Origin of the sequence: Alcaligenes sp. PF14 (assembly GCF_037150615.1) — a bacterium.
In the GTDB taxonomy this organism is placed as follows: Bacteria; Pseudomonadota; Gammaproteobacteria; order Burkholderiales; family Burkholderiaceae_B; genus Alcaligenes; species Alcaligenes phenolicus.
The window spans coordinates 42,295-58,415 of record NZ_JBAGRS010000003.1; the positions used below are offsets into that span (position 1 = coordinate 42,295).

General features: G+C 55.1%; 17 protein-coding genes. 15 read left to right on the plus strand and 2 right to left on the minus strand.

Annotated features, from left to right (window positions below; genetic code table 11):
- The first annotated feature begins 66 nt into the window (after positions 1 to 66).
- The 13 genes from dacB to WFM49_RS07335 all read left to right on the plus strand — a co-directional run bounded on the left by dacB (position 67) and on the right by WFM49_RS07335 (position 12,244).
- On the plus strand, positions 67 to 1,515 hold the full coding sequence (gene dacB / locus WFM49_RS07275) for a D-alanyl-D-alanine carboxypeptidase/D-alanyl-D-alanine endopeptidase (RefSeq protein ID WP_022983426.1): 1,449 nt from the start codon (positions 67 to 69) through the stop codon (positions 1,513 to 1,515).
- A gap of 70 nt (positions 1,516 to 1,585) precedes the next feature.
- Positions 1,586 to 2,236 (plus strand): uracil phosphoribosyltransferase, encoded by a 651-nt coding sequence (upp, locus tag WFM49_RS07280; protein WP_009455167.1) that lies wholly within the window; start codon positions 1,586 to 1,588, stop codon positions 2,234 to 2,236.
- Positions 2,237 to 2,337: 101 nt separating this feature from the next.
- A complete protein-coding gene (locus tag WFM49_RS07285; RefSeq protein ID WP_336972567.1) occupies positions 2,338 to 3,060 on the plus strand; it encodes a hypothetical protein in 723 nt (240 codons plus the stop codon).
- 145 nt (positions 3,061 to 3,205) lie between these two features.
- Complete coding sequence (locus WFM49_RS07290) at positions 3,206 to 3,523, plus strand: DUF883 family protein (protein WP_009455165.1); 318 nt, start codon at positions 3,206 to 3,208, stop codon at positions 3,521 to 3,523.
- Between the two features lie 158 nt (positions 3,524 to 3,681).
- On the plus strand, positions 3,682 to 4,071 hold the full coding sequence (locus tag WFM49_RS07295; RefSeq protein WP_009455164.1) for a phage holin family protein: 390 nt from the start codon (positions 3,682 to 3,684) through the stop codon (positions 4,069 to 4,071).
- Positions 4,068 to 4,457, plus strand: a complete 390-nt coding sequence (locus tag WFM49_RS07300) for a hypothetical protein (protein WP_009455163.1) — start codon at positions 4,068 to 4,070, stop codon at positions 4,455 to 4,457. Before WFM49_RS07295 ends, WFM49_RS07300 begins: the two co-directional genes overlap by 4 nt.
- Before the next feature lie 158 nt (positions 4,458 to 4,615).
- A complete protein-coding gene (locus WFM49_RS07305) occupies positions 4,616 to 5,494 on the plus strand; it encodes a LysR substrate-binding domain-containing protein (RefSeq protein ID WP_254499724.1) in 879 nt (292 codons plus the stop codon).
- Between the two features lie 520 nt (positions 5,495 to 6,014).
- Positions 6,015 to 7,238 (plus strand): aromatic ring-hydroxylating oxygenase subunit alpha, encoded by a 1,224-nt coding sequence (locus WFM49_RS07310; RefSeq protein ID WP_022983427.1) that lies wholly within the window; start codon positions 6,015 to 6,017, stop codon positions 7,236 to 7,238.
- An 18-nt stretch (positions 7,239 to 7,256) separates the two neighbouring features.
- On the plus strand, positions 7,257 to 8,222 hold the full coding sequence (locus tag WFM49_RS07315) for a PDR/VanB family oxidoreductase (RefSeq protein ID WP_336972572.1): 966 nt from the start codon (positions 7,257 to 7,259) through the stop codon (positions 8,220 to 8,222).
- Positions 8,223 to 8,242: 20 nt separating this feature from the next.
- Positions 8,243 to 9,115, plus strand: coding sequence for an NAD-dependent epimerase/dehydratase family protein (locus WFM49_RS07320; protein ID WP_022983428.1), 873 nt, complete (start codon positions 8,243 to 8,245; stop codon positions 9,113 to 9,115).
- Between the two features lie 47 nt (positions 9,116 to 9,162).
- Entirely contained in the window at positions 9,163 to 9,777 is a 615-nt protein-coding gene (locus tag WFM49_RS07325; RefSeq protein ID WP_336972574.1) for an NAD-dependent dehydratase, read from the plus strand.
- 9 nt (positions 9,778 to 9,786) lie between these two features.
- Entirely contained in the window at positions 9,787 to 10,953 is a 1,167-nt protein-coding gene (locus tag WFM49_RS07330; RefSeq protein WP_336972576.1) for an oxamate carbamoyltransferase subunit AllG family protein, read from the plus strand.
- Positions 10,934 to 12,244, plus strand: coding sequence for an amidase (locus WFM49_RS07335; protein ID WP_336972579.1), 1,311 nt, complete (start codon positions 10,934 to 10,936; stop codon positions 12,242 to 12,244). The genes WFM49_RS07330 and WFM49_RS07335 overlap by 20 nt, the downstream gene beginning before the upstream one ends.
- 58 nt (positions 12,245 to 12,302) lie before the next feature.
- Here the strand turns inward: WFM49_RS07335 and WFM49_RS07340 are convergent, their stop codons facing one another.
- Positions 12,303 to 12,737 (minus strand): hypothetical protein, encoded by a 435-nt coding sequence (locus WFM49_RS07340; protein WP_336972581.1) that lies wholly within the window; start codon positions 12,735 to 12,737, stop codon positions 12,303 to 12,305.
- A 246-nt stretch (positions 12,738 to 12,983) separates the two neighbouring features.
- On the minus strand, positions 12,984 to 14,363 hold the full coding sequence (locus WFM49_RS07345) for an MFS transporter (RefSeq protein ID WP_022983431.1): 1,380 nt from the start codon (positions 14,361 to 14,363) through the stop codon (positions 12,984 to 12,986).
- 306 nt (positions 14,364 to 14,669) lie between these two features.
- On the opposite strand from WFM49_RS07345, the gene WFM49_RS07350 reads away from it, so the two are divergent.
- Both WFM49_RS07350 and gloA read left to right on the plus strand, forming a co-directional pair.
- Positions 14,670 to 15,593 (plus strand): LysR family transcriptional regulator, encoded by a 924-nt coding sequence (locus WFM49_RS07350; protein ID WP_230940579.1) that lies wholly within the window; start codon positions 14,670 to 14,672, stop codon positions 15,591 to 15,593.
- A gap of 94 nt (positions 15,594 to 15,687) precedes the next feature.
- Positions 15,688 to 16,104, plus strand: a complete 417-nt coding sequence (gloA, locus tag WFM49_RS07355; RefSeq protein ID WP_336972584.1) for a lactoylglutathione lyase — start codon at positions 15,688 to 15,690, stop codon at positions 16,102 to 16,104.
- The last annotated feature ends 17 nt before the right edge of the window (positions 16,105 to 16,121 follow it).

Sequence of the window (16,121 nt, forward strand, 5' to 3'; positions counted from 1 at the left end):
TATCCGTGGTGTTTTTCTTTCGGTATGCTTGGGTCTTTCCTGAATTGATCTGTTGGAGACGAGGGCATGGGCGTTTTAAAGGCAAAGCCTGTTTTGAGTCGTTGCAAGCACGTGGCTCTGGCCACCTTGCTCATGGTGCAAGGCGCATCACTAGCCCTGGCCCAGGCCTTGCCGCCCGAGCTGGCTTCGGTATGGAACGCCAGCCGCTTGCCGCAATCGTCTCTGTCCATCGTGGTAGACGAGGTGGACGGTCCGCGCCTGATCGGCGTCAATCCCCAGGAGCCCCGTAACCCCGCATCGGTAATGAAACTGGTCAGTACCTGGGCCGGTTTGTCCGCTCTGGGGCCAGAATATACCTGGCGTACGACGTTAATGGCCCAGGACGGCCTGCAGGTGGACGAACAAGGCACTTTGAAAGGGCCTCTGTACATCAAGGCGGGGGGCGATCCGTTTTTGACCGTGCCGCAGTTGTGGGACATGTTGCGCGAGCTCCGCTTGCGTGGGGTGAAGAATCTGACCGAAGTTATTGTGGATCGTTCCATCTTCGGCAACGTCACCATCAATCCCGGTGACTTCGATAATGCGGGTGACCGTCCCTATAACGCCAGCCCGGATGCCATGATGGTGGGGCTAGGTGCTTCCCGGCTGGTGTTCCAGCCAGATACACAGGCGCGCAAATGGATTGCGATTATTGACCCGCCTTTGCCCGGAGTGCGCGTACAGGGTGAAGTCGAGTGGTCGACGGCGACCTGCCCTGGTTCGCCTGTTGTTGGTACCCAGATTCAGCCTGAAGCCGGTGGCATGGTGGTCCGTGTCAGTGGCAAGGCCGCCGCTTCTTGCGGTGAGTTCAGCGTTTACCGTCTGGTTCATTCCCAAACCGAGTTTTTTGACAAGCTGTTCCGCAGCCTGTGGCGCGATCTGGGCGGCACCCTGGCCCGCGACATCAAAGCAGGCCGTGTGCCGGCTCGTGCGCAGGCGATTACCTGGCATGACTCGCAGTCCCTGTCTGACCTGATCCGTCTTATTAATAAGCAAAGCAACAATGTGATGGCCCGTACCATTTTGCTGACCGTGGGCGCAGAAATGAATGGTCCCGGTGCCACGGTGGCCACCGGCGAGCGCGCCGTCATGAACGTGCTCGGTCGCCAGGGGGTCAATACCGCAGGCTGGACCGTGGACAACGGCTCGGGCCTTTCACGCAATGCCCGCGTCACGGCGGGCGGCATGGCTGACATGCTGAAAGTCGCCTGGCGCTCGAACTGGATGCCCGAGTACATTTCGTCCTTTGCGATCTCCGGTGTGGACGGCACGGTGCGTTCGCGCTTGCGCGATGACGAGGTCCAGGGCCGTGCCCACTTGAAAACCGGCACGCTGCGCGATAGCCGTGCCTTGGCCGGTTACGTGCTGGGAGCCAGCGGAAAGCGGTATATTGTCGTCATGATGGTCAATGACGAACGTTCTGCCTCTGCCCGACCCTTTTTTGATGCGGTGGTGAAGTGGCTGGCAGTACGTTGACGATCACGATAGTGCGGGCTGCTGTGCTGCAGCCCTGTTTTTAGTTAGTCCCTAATTTGATGAAGCAATCATGCCCATACACGAAATACGCCACCCTTTGATCCGCCATAAGCTGGGCTTGATGCGCAAGGCAGATCTGAGCACGAAAAATTTCCGCGAAATGTCTCAGGAAATTGCCTCTTTGCTGACCTACGAGGCGTGCAAGGATCTGCCTCTGGAACCCACCACCATTGAAGGTTGGTGTGGCAATGTGGAAGTGGAAAAGCTGGCTGGCAAGAAAGTGACAGTTGTGCCTATCTTGCGCGCTGGTATTGGCATGCTGGACGGGGTGTTGAGCTTGATTCCTGGCGCCAAAGTCAGCGTGATTGGTATTGCTCGCAACGAAGAAACCTTTGAAGCCCAGACCTATCTGGAGCGTCTGGTCGGCGAGCTGGATCAGCGCCTGGCCCTGATTATTGACCCCATGCTGGCAACGGGCGGCTCCATGGTCGCCACAATTGATCTGCTGAAAAAAGCAGGCTGCAAGAATATTCGCGCTTTGGTGTTGGTGGCGGCTCCGGAAGGCATCGCCACTCTTGAAAAACATCACCCTGATGTTCATATTTATACCGCGTCCATTGATCAGCATCTGGACGAGCATGGTTATATCGTGCCGGGGCTGGGCGATGCGGGCGACCGTATTTTTGGTACTCGCCAGAAGGTTCAGGACGGCGAACTCTAAGTCCAGAACTTGTCGTGCTTTTTTACAATCCCTTGCCAGTACGCCAGAGGGGATAGGCATAATAAAGAGTCGAATCTAAGTTTCACTGAATCAGGATGTACATGAAACTGAATGCTTGGATGGCTGCACCGCTGTTGGTCATGTTGGGCCTGAGCTCGGCTCAGGCTGGTTTGTGTGACGTGCCTTTCATGCGTGACGGTGGGCAGATACAACTGACTGGCTCGGGCTTTTTGGCCTTGGGCGCTGATCTGGCTTTTTCTGACGTGAAAAAGCAGGGCGGTGATCAGTGCCAGGCGCGTGTACAGGGCAAGGCCAGTGTAGCCCTGGCCGGTTTGCCGGCCAGCAAGCCCAATATTGACTACGTGATGACGGTGCGCGAGGGCCGCACCCGTTTCCAGCGCGATGATGGCCGTGGTGGTCTGGAAGCCGTTCAAGGTTCGTTTGACCTGCGCCTGCTGGGCCTGTTTTCCTACGAACACGGTGGGCTGCAGGAAGGGCAGACCTTTCCGCGCCAGGATTTCCAGATTAATCTGGACAAGCGCTCCCAGTCCAACGCCAATGTCTTGCGCATTCATACTGGTGCCAAGACGGTTGGAGCTCAACAATCGGTACAGACTGCATTGGGCAATTACCAATGTTGGCCTATTCGTTATCAACGCGAGATCGAGCCTACCCAGGCCAGTTTCAGTGGCATCAGTCTGCCCATACCGGGCATCAACTCCCAGGTTACGGATTGGTATTGCCCGGATGTGCAGATGGTGATGAAGCAGGAAAGTATTCAGAACGGTGTCCCGTCCACGGTGGATGTGACGCAACTGAAGTAAACCTGCGACTGACTGGTCTCAGGTACATCGAGTATCTTTATCCTGAAAACTGCGGGTTAAAGAATTTTGTGCGGCGCTGCTATGGCGCCATTCACTTGGCGATACGTATTTGTCGCGTGTCCCTTTCAACTGCAAGGAGTTATTTATGGCTACCAAGAAAAGTGTGGAAAACAGCGGGGACAAATTCATCGAAGAAGTGAAAGCGAGCTTGGATGAAGCTGAAAAACTGATGCGTGAGGCCGCTGAAGCCACGGGCGACAAGGCCGGTGAGCTGCGTGAGAAGGCGCTGCGCTCTCTGCGTGTGACCCGGGATTCCCTGCACGATGCTCAGGAAGCCGTGGTCGAGCACAGTGTGCGTGCCGCCAAGGCAACCGACAACTATGTCCACGACAAGCCCTGGCAAGCCATTGGCGTGGCCGGTATTGTGGGCCTGATGTTCGGTATGCTGATCAGCCGTCGTTAATCTGTCTTTGCTCTGCGCTGCGGGCCCTTTGCGGGGTTGCAGCAGCATAAAAAGCAGCCCTGCCGATCTGGACTTTGCGGTCCAGATCGGCAGCCTCTTAGAAATCAGGCTCTTGCCATTGCATGCAATGGCAGGATGTCGCAGAGCAGGGATAAATCATGGCGCTTAGGCAAACTATCAGTCAGCTTGGTTCTACCTTGATAGGGGCTGTCAGTACCAGGCTGGAGCTGTTCGCTCTGGAAGCCGGTCAGCAAAAGGCAAGCCTGATCACCATCTTCAGCATGGTGTTTGGCGCACTGCTGTTCTCCACTCTGGCGGTGCTGGTTTTCAGCTTGTTGCTGGCCTTGTACTTCTGGCCTACGGATTATCGTTACTGGGCTTTGGGAGTGCTGGTCGTTCTGTATGCCGGTTTGGGAGTGGGTCTTTTCCTGGCCGTACGCCGTCGTCTGACTACAGGCCCGATTCCTTTTTCGGCCACCTTGTCCGAGTTGCGTCGCGATGTCGCGTTTATTGAGCGCTTGAGGGATTCCGAGGGAGACGGCAAATGAGCACGAAGCAAGAGAGCATGTCCGCCCAGGAGCGGGCTGTGCGTATTGAACTGTTGCGAGTCCGCGCCTCGTTGGAGCGGCAGACCATGTCGTCCCAGATCCACTCCCTGGGCGAAGATTTAAGCCCCGGCAATTTGTGGAACAGCGTCAAGCCGTCGGGTTTGAGCATGGGCGGTGTAGTCACCAGCGCGCTGTCCTTGTCGCGCCGTTATCCGTTCCTGTTGTCCGGTGCTTCTGCCGTGCTGAGCAGTTTTGGCGGGCGCTGGATGCGTATCGGGGCTTTGGCTCTGGGAGCCTGGAAGCTGTTTGATTCTTCCAGGTCGGCACGTGAGAAAGCACGCAATGTACTGGTTCCGGTACGACGCAAAACCGATGTGGACGAGTAAGTCTGCTTGTCTGTTTGAAAACCGGCCCAGGCCGGTTTTTTTTTGCCTGCCGCAAGCTCGGCGTTCTGCCTGACTGGTTTTTGAAGGCGGCAAGGCTTATGCTCCGATAATAAATAATTCCAGAACAAAGCTACCCACGTCAGGAGACATAGCCCGTCATGCAGGTGCCATTACTGAATGCCTTAAGAACCTTTACGGTGTCGGCGCAAAGGTTGAACTTCACCAAGGCGGCAGAAGACCTGCTGGTCTCTCCCTCGGCAGTCAGCCACCAGATCAAGGTGCTGGAGGAGTATTTGGCTTGCAAGCTGTTTCTGCGCAAGAACCGATCTCTGGAACTAACGGATCAGGGTCAGTTTCTATTCGACCGTTTGCAACGGCCGTTTTACGAGATCAATCAGGCTTTGAGCGAATTGCGCATGCCGCACGGCAAGAGCCGTATCAATCTATCCTTGCGGCCCTTTGTGTCCAGCATGTGGTTTACCGGGCAGTTGGGAGACTTCTGGCTGAAGCATCCAGACATTGAAATCAACTTGTTGCACAGGCTGCAGGCTCCGGATTTTTTCAGGGACAACATCAATTTTGCTATCGTCTGGGGCAAGCAGGGCGATTGGCCGCAGTTGCAAACCTTGCGTATCATCCCCGGCAATTTGACGCCTGTTTGTGCGCCGTCTTACCTGCAGGCGCATGGCAAGATTACGTCCCCAGAAGATCTGAACCTGCATGTGCTGATTCATGAAGAAAATCAGCTGTGCTGGGAGCAGTGGTTACGCAAGGCAGCAGGACAGGAGCTGACGGCCAAGAAGAGCTTTCACATTGATGACACCAATGTGCGCATGAATGCGGTCTTGAATGGCCAAGGGGTGATGCTGGGCTGTCCGGCCTTGCTGAAGCCTTTGATCGACAGGAAGGAAATCGTCCAGCTGTTCAATGTGTGCCTGGAAGAGTATGCCTATTTCCTGGCCTACCCCAAGGAGGCAAACCTTAGCCGACAGGAGCAGGAGTTTGTGGATTGGGTGGCGTCGATTGCAATACGCTAGGCGATAGCTGCTAGATGGCTTCTATGTGTTGTGCTTGGTGACCGGGCTTTCTCCGCTCTTTGCTGATCTTGTCGCTGTCCCTGCGTCTTTAAAAAAACCTGCAAATATGCAGGTTTTTTTATGTGTCGGCCTTTCCGAACCAGGCTGGATGCTCATCGCTCATCGCTCATCGCTCATCGCACGTCGTTCATTGCTCACTTCTCAACGATCAGGGTGTGGAACCCCGATCTGATGCGTGTGACTGGAGGCTATATCAAGCTTCGCATAGTTCTCACACCGCTCATACCTGCTTGCCAAATACCTGACACGCAGCCATGAATCGGGTTTCATGACGCTGCGAATTTCCACACTTTGCAGTGCTTGCGACCTACCGCTTTCTCGTTACCCATATTCAGCAACAAAAAAAACTCATCGTTCCGTCAAATTTGCTCAATTTTCAAGTGTCGCTCCCTGTCGCATGATTGGCTTGACCTAATAAAAGCCATTCATGGTGCTTATGCAAACCAGAGGAGATACTGAGATGAATACCGCTCTACGCTCGCCCATTGCGATTGAAGAATTTGACCGCAGCTACTTTCAGCAGGAAACCGACGAGGTTTTCGCCTTGCCCCCCGAGTGCTTTACCTCGGAAGAGTTTTTCCAGTTTGAGCTGAATGCCGTCTGGAAAAAGCAGTGGTTCTGTGTGGGCCGTGCCACTGACATCCCCAATGCTGGTGACTTCTTCACCTTCGATGTAGGCAATGATGCGCTGTTTGCCATCCGCACTCGTGAAGGTGGCATCAATGTACTGTCCAATGTCTGTCGTCACCGCAATATGTTGTTGCTGGAAGGTGCAGGCAATGTACGCCGCATCAGCTGCCCCTTGCACGCCTGGGTCTACAACATGGAAGGCGAGCTGGTTTCCGCCCCAGGTCTGACCGATACCGGTGCCAGCTTTGACCCCAAGAGCGTCTGTTTGCCCAAGATCCGCGCCGAGGTTTGGGAAGGCTTTATCTTCATCAACTACGACGCTACGGCACCGGCCTTGCACACCCGCCTGGGCAATCTGGGCAAGCAGCTGGCGAACTATCGCATGTCCGAGCTGAAGTCCTCGGAACCCCTGAAGATGGAAGGTTTCGACTGGAACTGGAAGATCTTCAATGACGAGTGCTACCACTGCAGCTTTCTGCACGCTTCGTCCTGGGGCGGCATGTACGAAACCAATCCGGACCGTGTGGATGAAACCGCTGTCTTCAATGACGTGGCCAATGGCATTGTCTCCTACAACCTGATCTCCACCCACAAAGACGCAGCCCCCACGCATACCGGCTCCATCTTGCAGCCGCCCATGAAGGGCTTGACTGACCAGGAGCGGACCCAGCTTTCTTACGTGACCGTGGCTCCCAACCTTTTGCTGGTGGCCATGCCCGACAAGGTGAAGTACTTCATGTGGCTGCCCAAGAGCGCCAAGCAGTCCACCTATGGCGTGTCCTGGATGTACCCGCAGGAAACGTTGGAGCGCGAGGACCACAAAGAGAAGTTCGATCAGGAACACGATGATCTGTACCCCGTGATGATTGAGGACCTGTTTGCCTGGCGTCGTTCGCATCAGGGCATGCAATCCAACTTTGCCTCCCGTGGTCGTTTGACCAATGAAGAGCTGGTCATCAAGCGTTTGCAAAACTGGCTGATTGATCTGTACCGCGCAGAAGAGCGCCGTGTGGACGAGCAAAGCCGGGTATTGCCGATCCGAGCGATTGCCTAAGGGAGCAGGAGCAGCATCATGCAGCAAACTTTGCAAACACGCGTGCTGAAGAAAACCAGGCTGTCAGAGCGCGTTGTGGGCCTGACCCTGGGTTTGCAAAACGGGGGCGCGTTCCCCGTCTGGGAGCCGGGGGCGCATATTGAACTGGAACTGGCGGTGTCGCAGACCGAACCGCTTTACCGTCAATATTCCTTGTGTGGCCAGCAGGCCAATACCCGTGAATGGCAAATTGCCGTTCTGAAAGAAGAAGCCGGGCGGGGCGGCTCTGCGTATATCCATGAGGTGTTGCAGGAAGGTGATGCGCTGGCTGTCAGCGTGCCGAAAAATCACTTTCCCTTTGCTGCAAACAAGAAGTGCTTTTTTGTGGCCGGAGGCATAGGTATTACGCCTATCGTTCCCATGGTCCAGGCGGCTGCGGCAGCCGGCCTGGACTGGCACTTGCTGTATTTGGCAAGAAACGCAGCGGATTTTATTTTTCTGCAAGAGCTGCAACAAGTGGATGCTGCGCGTATCACCACGCATGCCTCCAATCAGGACGGGCTGTTTGATCTGCAAGGCGCATTGAAAACGCTGGATGCACAAACCGTCGTCTATTCCTGCGGTCCGCAACCATTGCTGACTGCCTTGGAAAACTATCAACAGGAACAGGCCGATATTGGCTGGCAGCTGGTGCTGGAACGCTTCTCGGTAGAGACCGATCCGGCCCTGCTGCAAGGCAAGGGCTTTACCGTGACTTTGCAAAAGTCGGGCAAAAGCATCGCGGTAGCGGGGGATGAAACGATTCTGGCCGCCTTGAAACGGGAAGGTATACGGGTCAAGTGCTCATGTCAGAACGGCACCTGCGGCACCTGCGAAACTGTGGTGATTTCCGGTTTGCCGGAGCATCGGGATTTTGTGCTGTCGCCAGAAGAACGGCAGCTGAATGAAACCATGATGATCTGCGTTTCGCGCGCCTTGTCGGCCGAACTGGTTTTGGATCTATAACAATAAACAGGAGAAACACCATGAAAAAAGTGGTGGTTACAGGCGGCTCGGGCCGTGTGGGCTCGTACGTCGTACAGCAATTGATGCAGACCATGGATGTGGTCGTGGCGGATCTGAAACCCAGCCAGCATCAGGTTTCCTTTATTCAAACGGATGTGATGGATCTGGAGGCCGTGCGTGCGGCCACCAAAGATGCCGATGCCGTGATTCACCTGGCGGCGATTGATTTCGACTGGAAGGCTGCTGAGGAGCAGTACATCAACGTCAATGTGCGCGGCACCTGGCATGTGCTGCAAGCCTGTCGCGAAAACGGTGTCAAGAAAGTGGTGCTGTGTTCCAGCATTTCCGCTTGCGGTCTGTCCGAGATGCGAGCTGATTGGAAACCCCAGTATCTGCCTGTGGACGAGGCCCATGAAAACAAGCCTTATCAGGCCTACAGCGTCAGCAAGATCATTATGGAGCAGATGGCAAAAAGCTTTAGCGATGCCAGCGATATGGAAGTGATCTGTCTGCGTCCGCTGGCCGTGGTGCTGCCGGAAACCATTGCCGAGTACATCCAGTTCGTTGACAGCCCGCAGCGTAACTGGCTGTTCTATTACATCTGGGCTGCGGATCTGGCGCGTGCCTTTGAGGCCGCCGTGAATCTGCAAGGTTTACGCTACGGCGTGTTTTTCATCAGCGCAGACGATAGCTCCCACCCCCTGGCAACCACAGACTGGTATCAGCAGATTATCGGCCCTGTGCCTGAAATCAAGAACCCGCGCTGGTATCAGAACAATCCCCGTGCCTCCATTTTCAGCAGCCATGCGGCCAAGGAAATTCTGGGCTGGCAACCAAGCACGGACTTCCAGCTACTGCGCCAGGAATACGCGGTGGAAAAAGACCTGGCGTGAAACGCCCAGGCACCCATGACGACTACATTGAACACGGAGACTTGAGCATGACGGGAATTAAAACCGGCACCTTGGATTGGACGGGTGACAACCCTTTTATTTACTTGAAGACTGACCCTGAACAGGACTGGTCGTCCTTGTCCCTGTACTTTCGCATCGCCAGCTCGGCGTATGGCAGCGGCCAGGCCATCCTGGTGTTGGACAAGCCTTACGAAGACGGGCAGGACAGCGACGCGCGTTTGCTGATTACGGACAACCAGCCTTTGGCCGAGTATCTGGTGCAGGATTTTGTGCGCCATTTTGGTCTGTTTCGCAAGGCGGTGGCGCTGGACAAGTTGCAAGTGTTGAGTGACGGTGTTTTCCAGACCGTGAACCGTTTCCCTGAGCTGGTCAGCGAATCTGTCACCTCCGCCAGTGCAGGTCTGGCGGTGGAATTGCAATGGCATCACATGACGCAGCCAGCGATTTGTGTGGACCTGCCGCAAAGCCAGACCCAAACCCAGCAGCACGAAATGATGTGCGTGTTCCACCCGGCCCAGCAAGCCAGGGTGCTGATCAATGGCACGGCCTTGCCGGGCAACACCATAGAGCGGGACTTTAACGGCTCGCGTGCGCAGTCCGCCAGCCTGGCGAACAGCGAAACCTGGGTGCGCGTGGCGTAAGGAGACGATATGGCTCAGCATGTAGAGACGCAGGCCGTGATGCCAGCCTGGACAGGGGTCCGGCCTCTGCAATCCATTTTGCCCTCGCAAGGCCGCCTGGTCCTGCATGCCGGGCCACCGTTTCGGGATGCACAGGAGTTGCCTGCCGCAATCCGAAATTCGGCTTTGATCGGCATTCTGTATGAGGGCTGGGCAGCTAGCAAACAAGAGGCGCAAGCCTTGCTGGACGCAGGGGGCGTGCAACTGGCTCCCGCGCAGGATTACGGCGTGGTGGTGCCATTGGCCGGAGTGGTCACGCCGTCCATGTATCTGATTGAGGTCAGCGACAGTAATCAGCCCGAAAACAAGAAGTACTCGGTGCTGAATGAAGGCATGCAATGGTGTACCCGCCTGGGTATTTTTGCCGATGAAATGGTGCCGCATCTGCGTTGGTTGCATCAGGGTTTGGGTGCGCGGCTGGCTGCACAGTTTCAGGGGCCGGTCGCTCTGGGGCCTATTGTTCAGGCTTCCCTGCTCAATGGTGATGATGGTCATGCTCGTACCATGCATGGCTCCCGGCAGTTGGCCGACATTATTGTCTCCTGGGGCATTAATGACGACGCCAGCCAAAGCTTTCTATATGGCGCGATGGCCTGGGCCTTGAATTACTGGATGGCCGCCAGTGCCTTGATTCTGGCAAATCAGGCTCCTGCTGATGGCGCGGATGCCATCGTTAAAGTTGGCGGTAATGGCTTGCGCTTTGGTTTGCAATTGGCCAGTTCCACAACTTGGCTGGTTACGGACGCTCCTGTTATTGCTGGCAATAAAGAGCCCGGTAATGAGCAGGCAAAAGCACTGGGTGCCCTGGGCGATAGTGCTGTCGTGGATTTCGTAGGGCTGGGTGGCCAGTGTCTGGATCTGGCGGGAATGAGTGCCAGGAATCTGCACGCTTTTCTACCCTCGGACTACCTGACGCGTCAAAACAAGTTCCTGAAAACCCGCTTGCCCTTTCTGGCCGGGCGCAATGGTATTAGCAATTTTGCGCAAGTGATTGCCAACAATACCGGGCCGTTGGTGCTGCTGGGCATGATTGACGGTGCCGGAGAACGTGGCCGTGTTGGTGGTGGGGTGGCGACGGTGGATGCCTCTTTATTGCAAGCTCTCAAGGAGTGGCAGCATGAAACGACAGTGGTTTAAGCTGCCTTTGCATCAATTGCTGCATGCTCTGCATACGGGCGAAGCCAGTCTGCCGGAGATCGTGGCCTCCTTTTATGAGCGCATTGCCATACGCGATGACAAGATTGGTGCCTGGCAGTATCTGATTGATCAGGACGACTATCTGGCCGAGTACGAAAGCCGCAGTGATTTTTACAAGGCCTCGTCCTTGATGGGTCTGCCCTTTGCGGTCAAGGACGTCATTGATACGGCCGGTATTCCCACCACAATGGGCTCGGCTATTCATCAGGATCGGATTCCGGATATGGATGCCTCCTGCGTTACCGCGATGAAAGCGGCAGGCGGCATTTTGATGGGCAAGACGGTCACGACCGAGTTCGCTTATTTTCAGGCTGGCAAGACAAATAACCCGCATGATGCCGAACGCACACCCGGCGGCTCCTCCAGCGGCTCTGCTGCCGCCGTGGCTGATTTCATGGTGCCAGTCGCCTTCGGGACCCAGACGGCGGCATCGGTCATACGGCCAGCGTCCTACTGTGGCTGCATTGGCTATGTAGGTAGCAAGAACGAGTTTTCCTTGCGCAATATTCAGCCGCTGGCTCAGTCTCTGGACTCCCTGGGCATACTCAGCAATGACGTGCTCGACACGCTCTTGCTGCGCAATATTCTGCTGCACAAACCCTTGACTCTGAGCACGCCGGGAGCGCAGGCGGCTTGTGTGTTCGGTGTTTTCTCCGGGCAGGCATTGGGTGAAGTTCAGGGCAAGATGCTGGAGACCTTGCTGGCGTGCCAGCAGGATTTGTTGGAACAGGAGCATACGCTGGTGGATTTTCCCTTGCAGGACGCCCTTGTTGAATTGACGGCCTTGCATGCTCAGATCATGGCTTATGAAGTGGCCCGGAATCTGGTGTACGAGCAACAGCAGCATGAAACCTTGAGCGCCCATATGCAGTCCTTGATGAGCACGGGTCTGGCTTTTCCCTACAAGGAGTACATCGCTGCCTTGCAAAGAGCGGACACGCTCAAACAGGCAATGCTGCAGTGGTTTGCAGATAGTGGGGCGGATTTCATTCTGGCACCTGCGGCAGCCGGTGTTGCGCCTTATAAAACCGAAGGAACGGGGGCACCCTTCATGAGTCGTGCCTGGCAGTTGCTGGGTTTGCCGGTGGTGTCCTTGCCTTTGGGGTATTTCCAGAAGTTGCCTATGGGTTTGCAGTTGATTGGAAAGCCGCACCAGGATGATGTTTTGCTTTTACAGGCGCGTCAGTTGCAGCAGCGCTTTTTAAACAGCAGCTCAGTTCTGGCGGTGTAGTTTTCTTTTTTCTTTTAAGCGTCCTGTTTTTACAGGACGTTTTTTTTGGGCTGCGTTTTTATAGTTTGGGTAGCAGGTACTTTTCAAAGAGCCATTTCAAACCATACAAGGCCCCGAAAATAATCGCAGCAATGGCCAGAAAATCTGCGCTGAAAACGCTTTGCTGTTTATGGGACAGCTCCATATAAACGTGCTCGTCAGCGGGCCGGGCGTAAGTCATGGGAATGGAGGTCTTGGGTAAAGTGGCCTGCAAGACGACATAGCTGCCATCGTCAGCCGCTTGCATCAGCAGCTCGTCCACCTGTGTGGGAGCCAGACCGTCGTGATGTCCTGGCTTGCACAACTGCCGGGTTTCCTGAGCCCAGTTGTCATTGCTCTCGGGGCAGGAGGCCTGGATGCGGTAGCCATTACTGAATTGAACCGTCAGCCACCCTTGGGCATGCGAGGCGGCGTCGCTGCTTACGGTTACGTCGGTGAGGCTGATGGTGGTCATGGTGCAAATCCCTTGGGCAGTGCAAGCGCATTCTTCAGTCTGCTTAAGGCAGGAGGTGAGTCTATATTTGACGCGGGCTATAGAAGGCTATTCTATAGAAGCCGGTATGGGAATACTGTTTCTGTATGGGCAGAATCAGCTTTATGTGAATTGCTTTTAATGTAAATCAATGCTCTTTTTCCATAAAAAAACAGCCCTGTTTTACAGGGCTGTTGATTGCGGAAAACCAGCGGGAATAAAGAAGGCTTAACTGGCGCCTGCCTTGCCCATGCTGACGGCCGGTTTGGCATCATGAGCCGGTTCGGTGTGGTAGCGGCGCAAAGGCTTGTTGGCGGTTTCGGGCATCAGCACAGTCACCCAGAAAAAGCACAGAACCGCGACCACCGTGACGTAAAACGCGGGAGCCAGATAGCTGCCTGTTTGCGCCGTCAGCCAGATAGCCAGGTAAGGTGCGGTGCCACCAAAAATTGCGAAGGTGATGTTGTAGCACATGCTCGAAGCGGTATAGCGCATGTCGGTCGGGAACATTTCCGAGAGCAGGGTGACGGCCACCACGCTGGCTGCCACCTGACCAATACCGATAATCAGCATGCCGAAAATGGCGGCCTCCAACGAAGCTCCCTTGCTGACGATCATATAGGCCGGAATGGTGAACAGCGCATGCCAGACAGCGGCAAATTGCATCATGCGACGGCGGCCCACCCGGTCCGAGATCACACCGGCAAGCGGGGTCAGGGCGGTGACAAACAGCAGGGCAACCATGTTCGCAGTCAGGGACTGGACGGAGGACAAGCCAATGACCGTGCGCAGGAAGGTGTTCATGTAGGTGGAGAAAATGTAGAAGGACAGGGCGTACAGCACGATAAAGCCGCCCAGCTTCACAATATTGGAACCCTCTGCCTTGAAGACCTGGGACGCGCTGTAGCTGAGCTGGCCTTTTTTCTCCGCACGCATTTGCTGGAACTCGGGCGACTCGGCCAGATGATCCCGAATGAAGAAGGCCACGATGCCCATGGGAACGGCCAGCAGGAAGATGGTGCGCCAGCCCCAATCGCCCATGGCCTCGGTACCGACAATCGCGGCCAGGCCGGCGCTGATCCCTGCTGCCAGTGCAAACGCAAAGTATGTAGCACCGGACATGGCCCAGGCGTAGGAGTTGCGTTTGTTCATGGGGCTGTGTTCAACGGTGTAGATGGTGGCGCCCGTATATTCGCCACCGGCCGACAGCCCCTGAATACAGCGGATGATGATTAGCAGAACCGGAGCCCAGATGCCAATGCTTTCATAGGTTGGAATCAGACCAATGGCGGCGGTGGACCCGGACATCAGCAAGACAGTCAGGGCCAGAATTTTCTTGCGGCCAATGCGGTCGCCCAGCCTGCCAAAGTAGATGCCGCCCAGGGGGCGAACAATAAAGGACACCAGAAATACGGCAAAGGTGGCCAGCAGGCCCGCCATCTTGTCTTCCGAGGGGAAGAAGTTTTGTGCGATGTAGACGGCCATATAGCCGAACAAGGCAAAGTCAAACCATTCAACGATCGTACCGGCCGCTGAACCCATCATTACTTTCTTGATGTGACCCGTATCGGTATGTTCCGATTCGGCCACGGTGCTTTCCCTTTGCATACTTATGTCTCCTCAAGTATTGGGACCATCTGTTTTTTGAAATCAAACCCTGTGGGGGTAGCTGGTTTTTTTATTATTTCTACGTGTCTATCTTTTCTTGGTATTGGTTGAAAGCTCGGCTAGAGCATCGGCTGCAACAGGATGAGTTCCTCCTTTCCGTGGGGCTGGGCATCCGGTCCTGGCATGCTTGCAAAGCGCCATCCAGTGCGTGCTAGATAAGCTAATCCTCTGCAAATTGCTTGTCCATTCACTATTCGCGCACTATTATTGATCGCGATGTTATCAATCTAAAATATGAGCAAAACCATGATTCCCGCACGCCTGGATTTGCATCACCTGCGCGCCTTTAAAACGGTGGCCGAACAGTTGCATTTCAAGAAGGCGGCGGAGCTGCTGCATATCACGCAACCGGGCCTGACGCGCATCATCAAAAAACTGGAAGATGATTTGCAGGTGGACCTGTTTGAACGCAGCACCCGCCAGGTCAAGCTCACAGCGGCAGGCTTTTTATTGCTGCAGGAAATCGAACAGGTTTTTGTGCATCTGGAGCGCGGGATCGAGCTGGCTCAGAAAGCCAAGTTTGGCGATATCGGACACCTGATCATTGCCTATAACGACTATGCGGTGCAGGACGTGCTGCCCAGAACGCTGGAACACTTCAAGCAGCAGTATTCGAACATCACAACCGATTTGTTATATATGCCCACGCAGCAGCAAATACAGGGCTTGCAGCAGGGCAGTCTGGATCTGGGCTTTGGCTTTGCTTTCTCTGATGACCCCGAGGAACTGGGCGTGCTGTGGAAGCCGGTATGTCGTGATGATCCCATCGTTCTTTTGCAGAGCGATCATCCTTTGGCAAAGGAAAAATCCATTCCCTTGGTGGAACTGGCCAATGAGCGTTTTGTGGTGGGCAGCAAGACGCATTGGCAGGTCTGGCGGCGTTATTTCTATTCCCTGTGTCGACATGCCGGTTTCCATCCCAATTCCGTACAGGAAGCCAGCACCATTACCGGCATCATGAGCATGGTGGCGGCCAATATCGGCATTGCCGTTTTGTCGCAGTCCTTGCGCAAGTACGTACACCGTGATCTGGTGGCGATTGATCTGGACTTGTCGGGCCAGCATCCGCAGTCCTTCATCAACATCATGTGGCAGGAAAGCAATGCCAATCCCTGTGTGCCTTTATTCATTCAGACCATCTCGTCGGAGCTGATGGCAGCCAGTGCGTAAGGCTTGAGTATTTCTCATGGACCCTTGATGAGCGGTCATGATGCAAGGATGGCGGTTTTGCTACATTGCAATTTTCAACCCTCTACCCCTTGCTATGAGCACTTCCCAAATACAGTTTGGCCTTGATCATGTCATGTTGCGCGTCCTGGATCTGGAGCGATCCCTGGCGTTCTACCGCGATATTCTGGGCATGCATGTGGTGCGCCACACGGACTATGAGTCCGGCCGCTTCACCAATGTGTTTCTCAGCTTTGACCAGAGCACGCAGTCCAGTCTGGAGCTGACCTGGAACTGGGATCAAAAAGAGCCGTATGAGAAGGGTGGGGCTTTTGGCCATCTGGCTTTGATGGTCCAGGACGTGCATCAGGCGGTGCGTTATCTGGAGGAGCAGGGCGTCAGGATCAAGACGCCACCTAAACAGATGAATCATGGTAAACGCACGATTGCCTTTGTGTTTGACCCGGATGAGTACCTGATTGAACTGGTGGAGCCTTTGGCCTCGGCGACCTGATACTGGCCTCGGGCGTA

Excerpts from the sequence above, each read along its gene's own strand:
- dacB (WP_022983426.1), top strand. The coding sequence starts at position 67 with ATGGGCGTTTTAAAGGCAAAGCCTGTTTTGAGTCGTTGCAAGCACGTG.
- upp (WP_009455167.1), top strand. The coding sequence starts at position 1,586 with ATGCCCATACACGAAATACGCCACCCTTTGATCCGCCATAAGCTGGGC.
- WFM49_RS07285 (WP_336972567.1), top strand. The coding sequence starts at position 2,338 with ATGAAACTGAATGCTTGGATGGCTGCACCGCTGTTGGTCATGTTGGGC.
- WFM49_RS07290 (WP_009455165.1), top strand. The coding sequence starts at position 3,206 with ATGGCTACCAAGAAAAGTGTGGAAAACAGCGGGGACAAATTCATCGAA.
- WFM49_RS07295 (WP_009455164.1), top strand. The coding sequence starts at position 3,682 with ATGGCGCTTAGGCAAACTATCAGTCAGCTTGGTTCTACCTTGATAGGG.
- WFM49_RS07300 (WP_009455163.1), top strand. The coding sequence starts at position 4,068 with ATGAGCACGAAGCAAGAGAGCATGTCCGCCCAGGAGCGGGCTGTGCGT.
- WFM49_RS07305 (WP_254499724.1), top strand. The coding sequence starts at position 4,616 with ATGCAGGTGCCATTACTGAATGCCTTAAGAACCTTTACGGTGTCGGCG.
- WFM49_RS07310 (WP_022983427.1), top strand. The coding sequence starts at position 6,015 with ATGAATACCGCTCTACGCTCGCCCATTGCGATTGAAGAATTTGACCGC.
- WFM49_RS07315 (WP_336972572.1), top strand. The coding sequence starts at position 7,257 with ATGCAGCAAACTTTGCAAACACGCGTGCTGAAGAAAACCAGGCTGTCA.
- WFM49_RS07320 (WP_022983428.1), top strand. The coding sequence starts at position 8,243 with ATGAAAAAAGTGGTGGTTACAGGCGGCTCGGGCCGTGTGGGCTCGTAC.
- WFM49_RS07325 (WP_336972574.1), top strand. The coding sequence starts at position 9,163 with ATGACGGGAATTAAAACCGGCACCTTGGATTGGACGGGTGACAACCCT.
- WFM49_RS07330 (WP_336972576.1), top strand. The coding sequence starts at position 9,787 with ATGGCTCAGCATGTAGAGACGCAGGCCGTGATGCCAGCCTGGACAGGG.
- WFM49_RS07335 (WP_336972579.1), top strand. The coding sequence starts at position 10,934 with ATGAAACGACAGTGGTTTAAGCTGCCTTTGCATCAATTGCTGCATGCT.
- WFM49_RS07340 (WP_336972581.1), bottom strand. The coding sequence starts at position 12,737 with ATGACCACCATCAGCCTCACCGACGTAACCGTAAGCAGCGACGCCGCC.
- WFM49_RS07345 (WP_022983431.1), bottom strand. The coding sequence starts at position 14,363 with ATGCAAAGGGAAAGCACCGTGGCCGAATCGGAACATACCGATACGGGT.
- WFM49_RS07350 (WP_230940579.1), top strand. The coding sequence starts at position 14,670 with ATGATTCCCGCACGCCTGGATTTGCATCACCTGCGCGCCTTTAAAACG.
- gloA (WP_336972584.1), top strand. The coding sequence starts at position 15,688 with ATGAGCACTTCCCAAATACAGTTTGGCCTTGATCATGTCATGTTGCGC.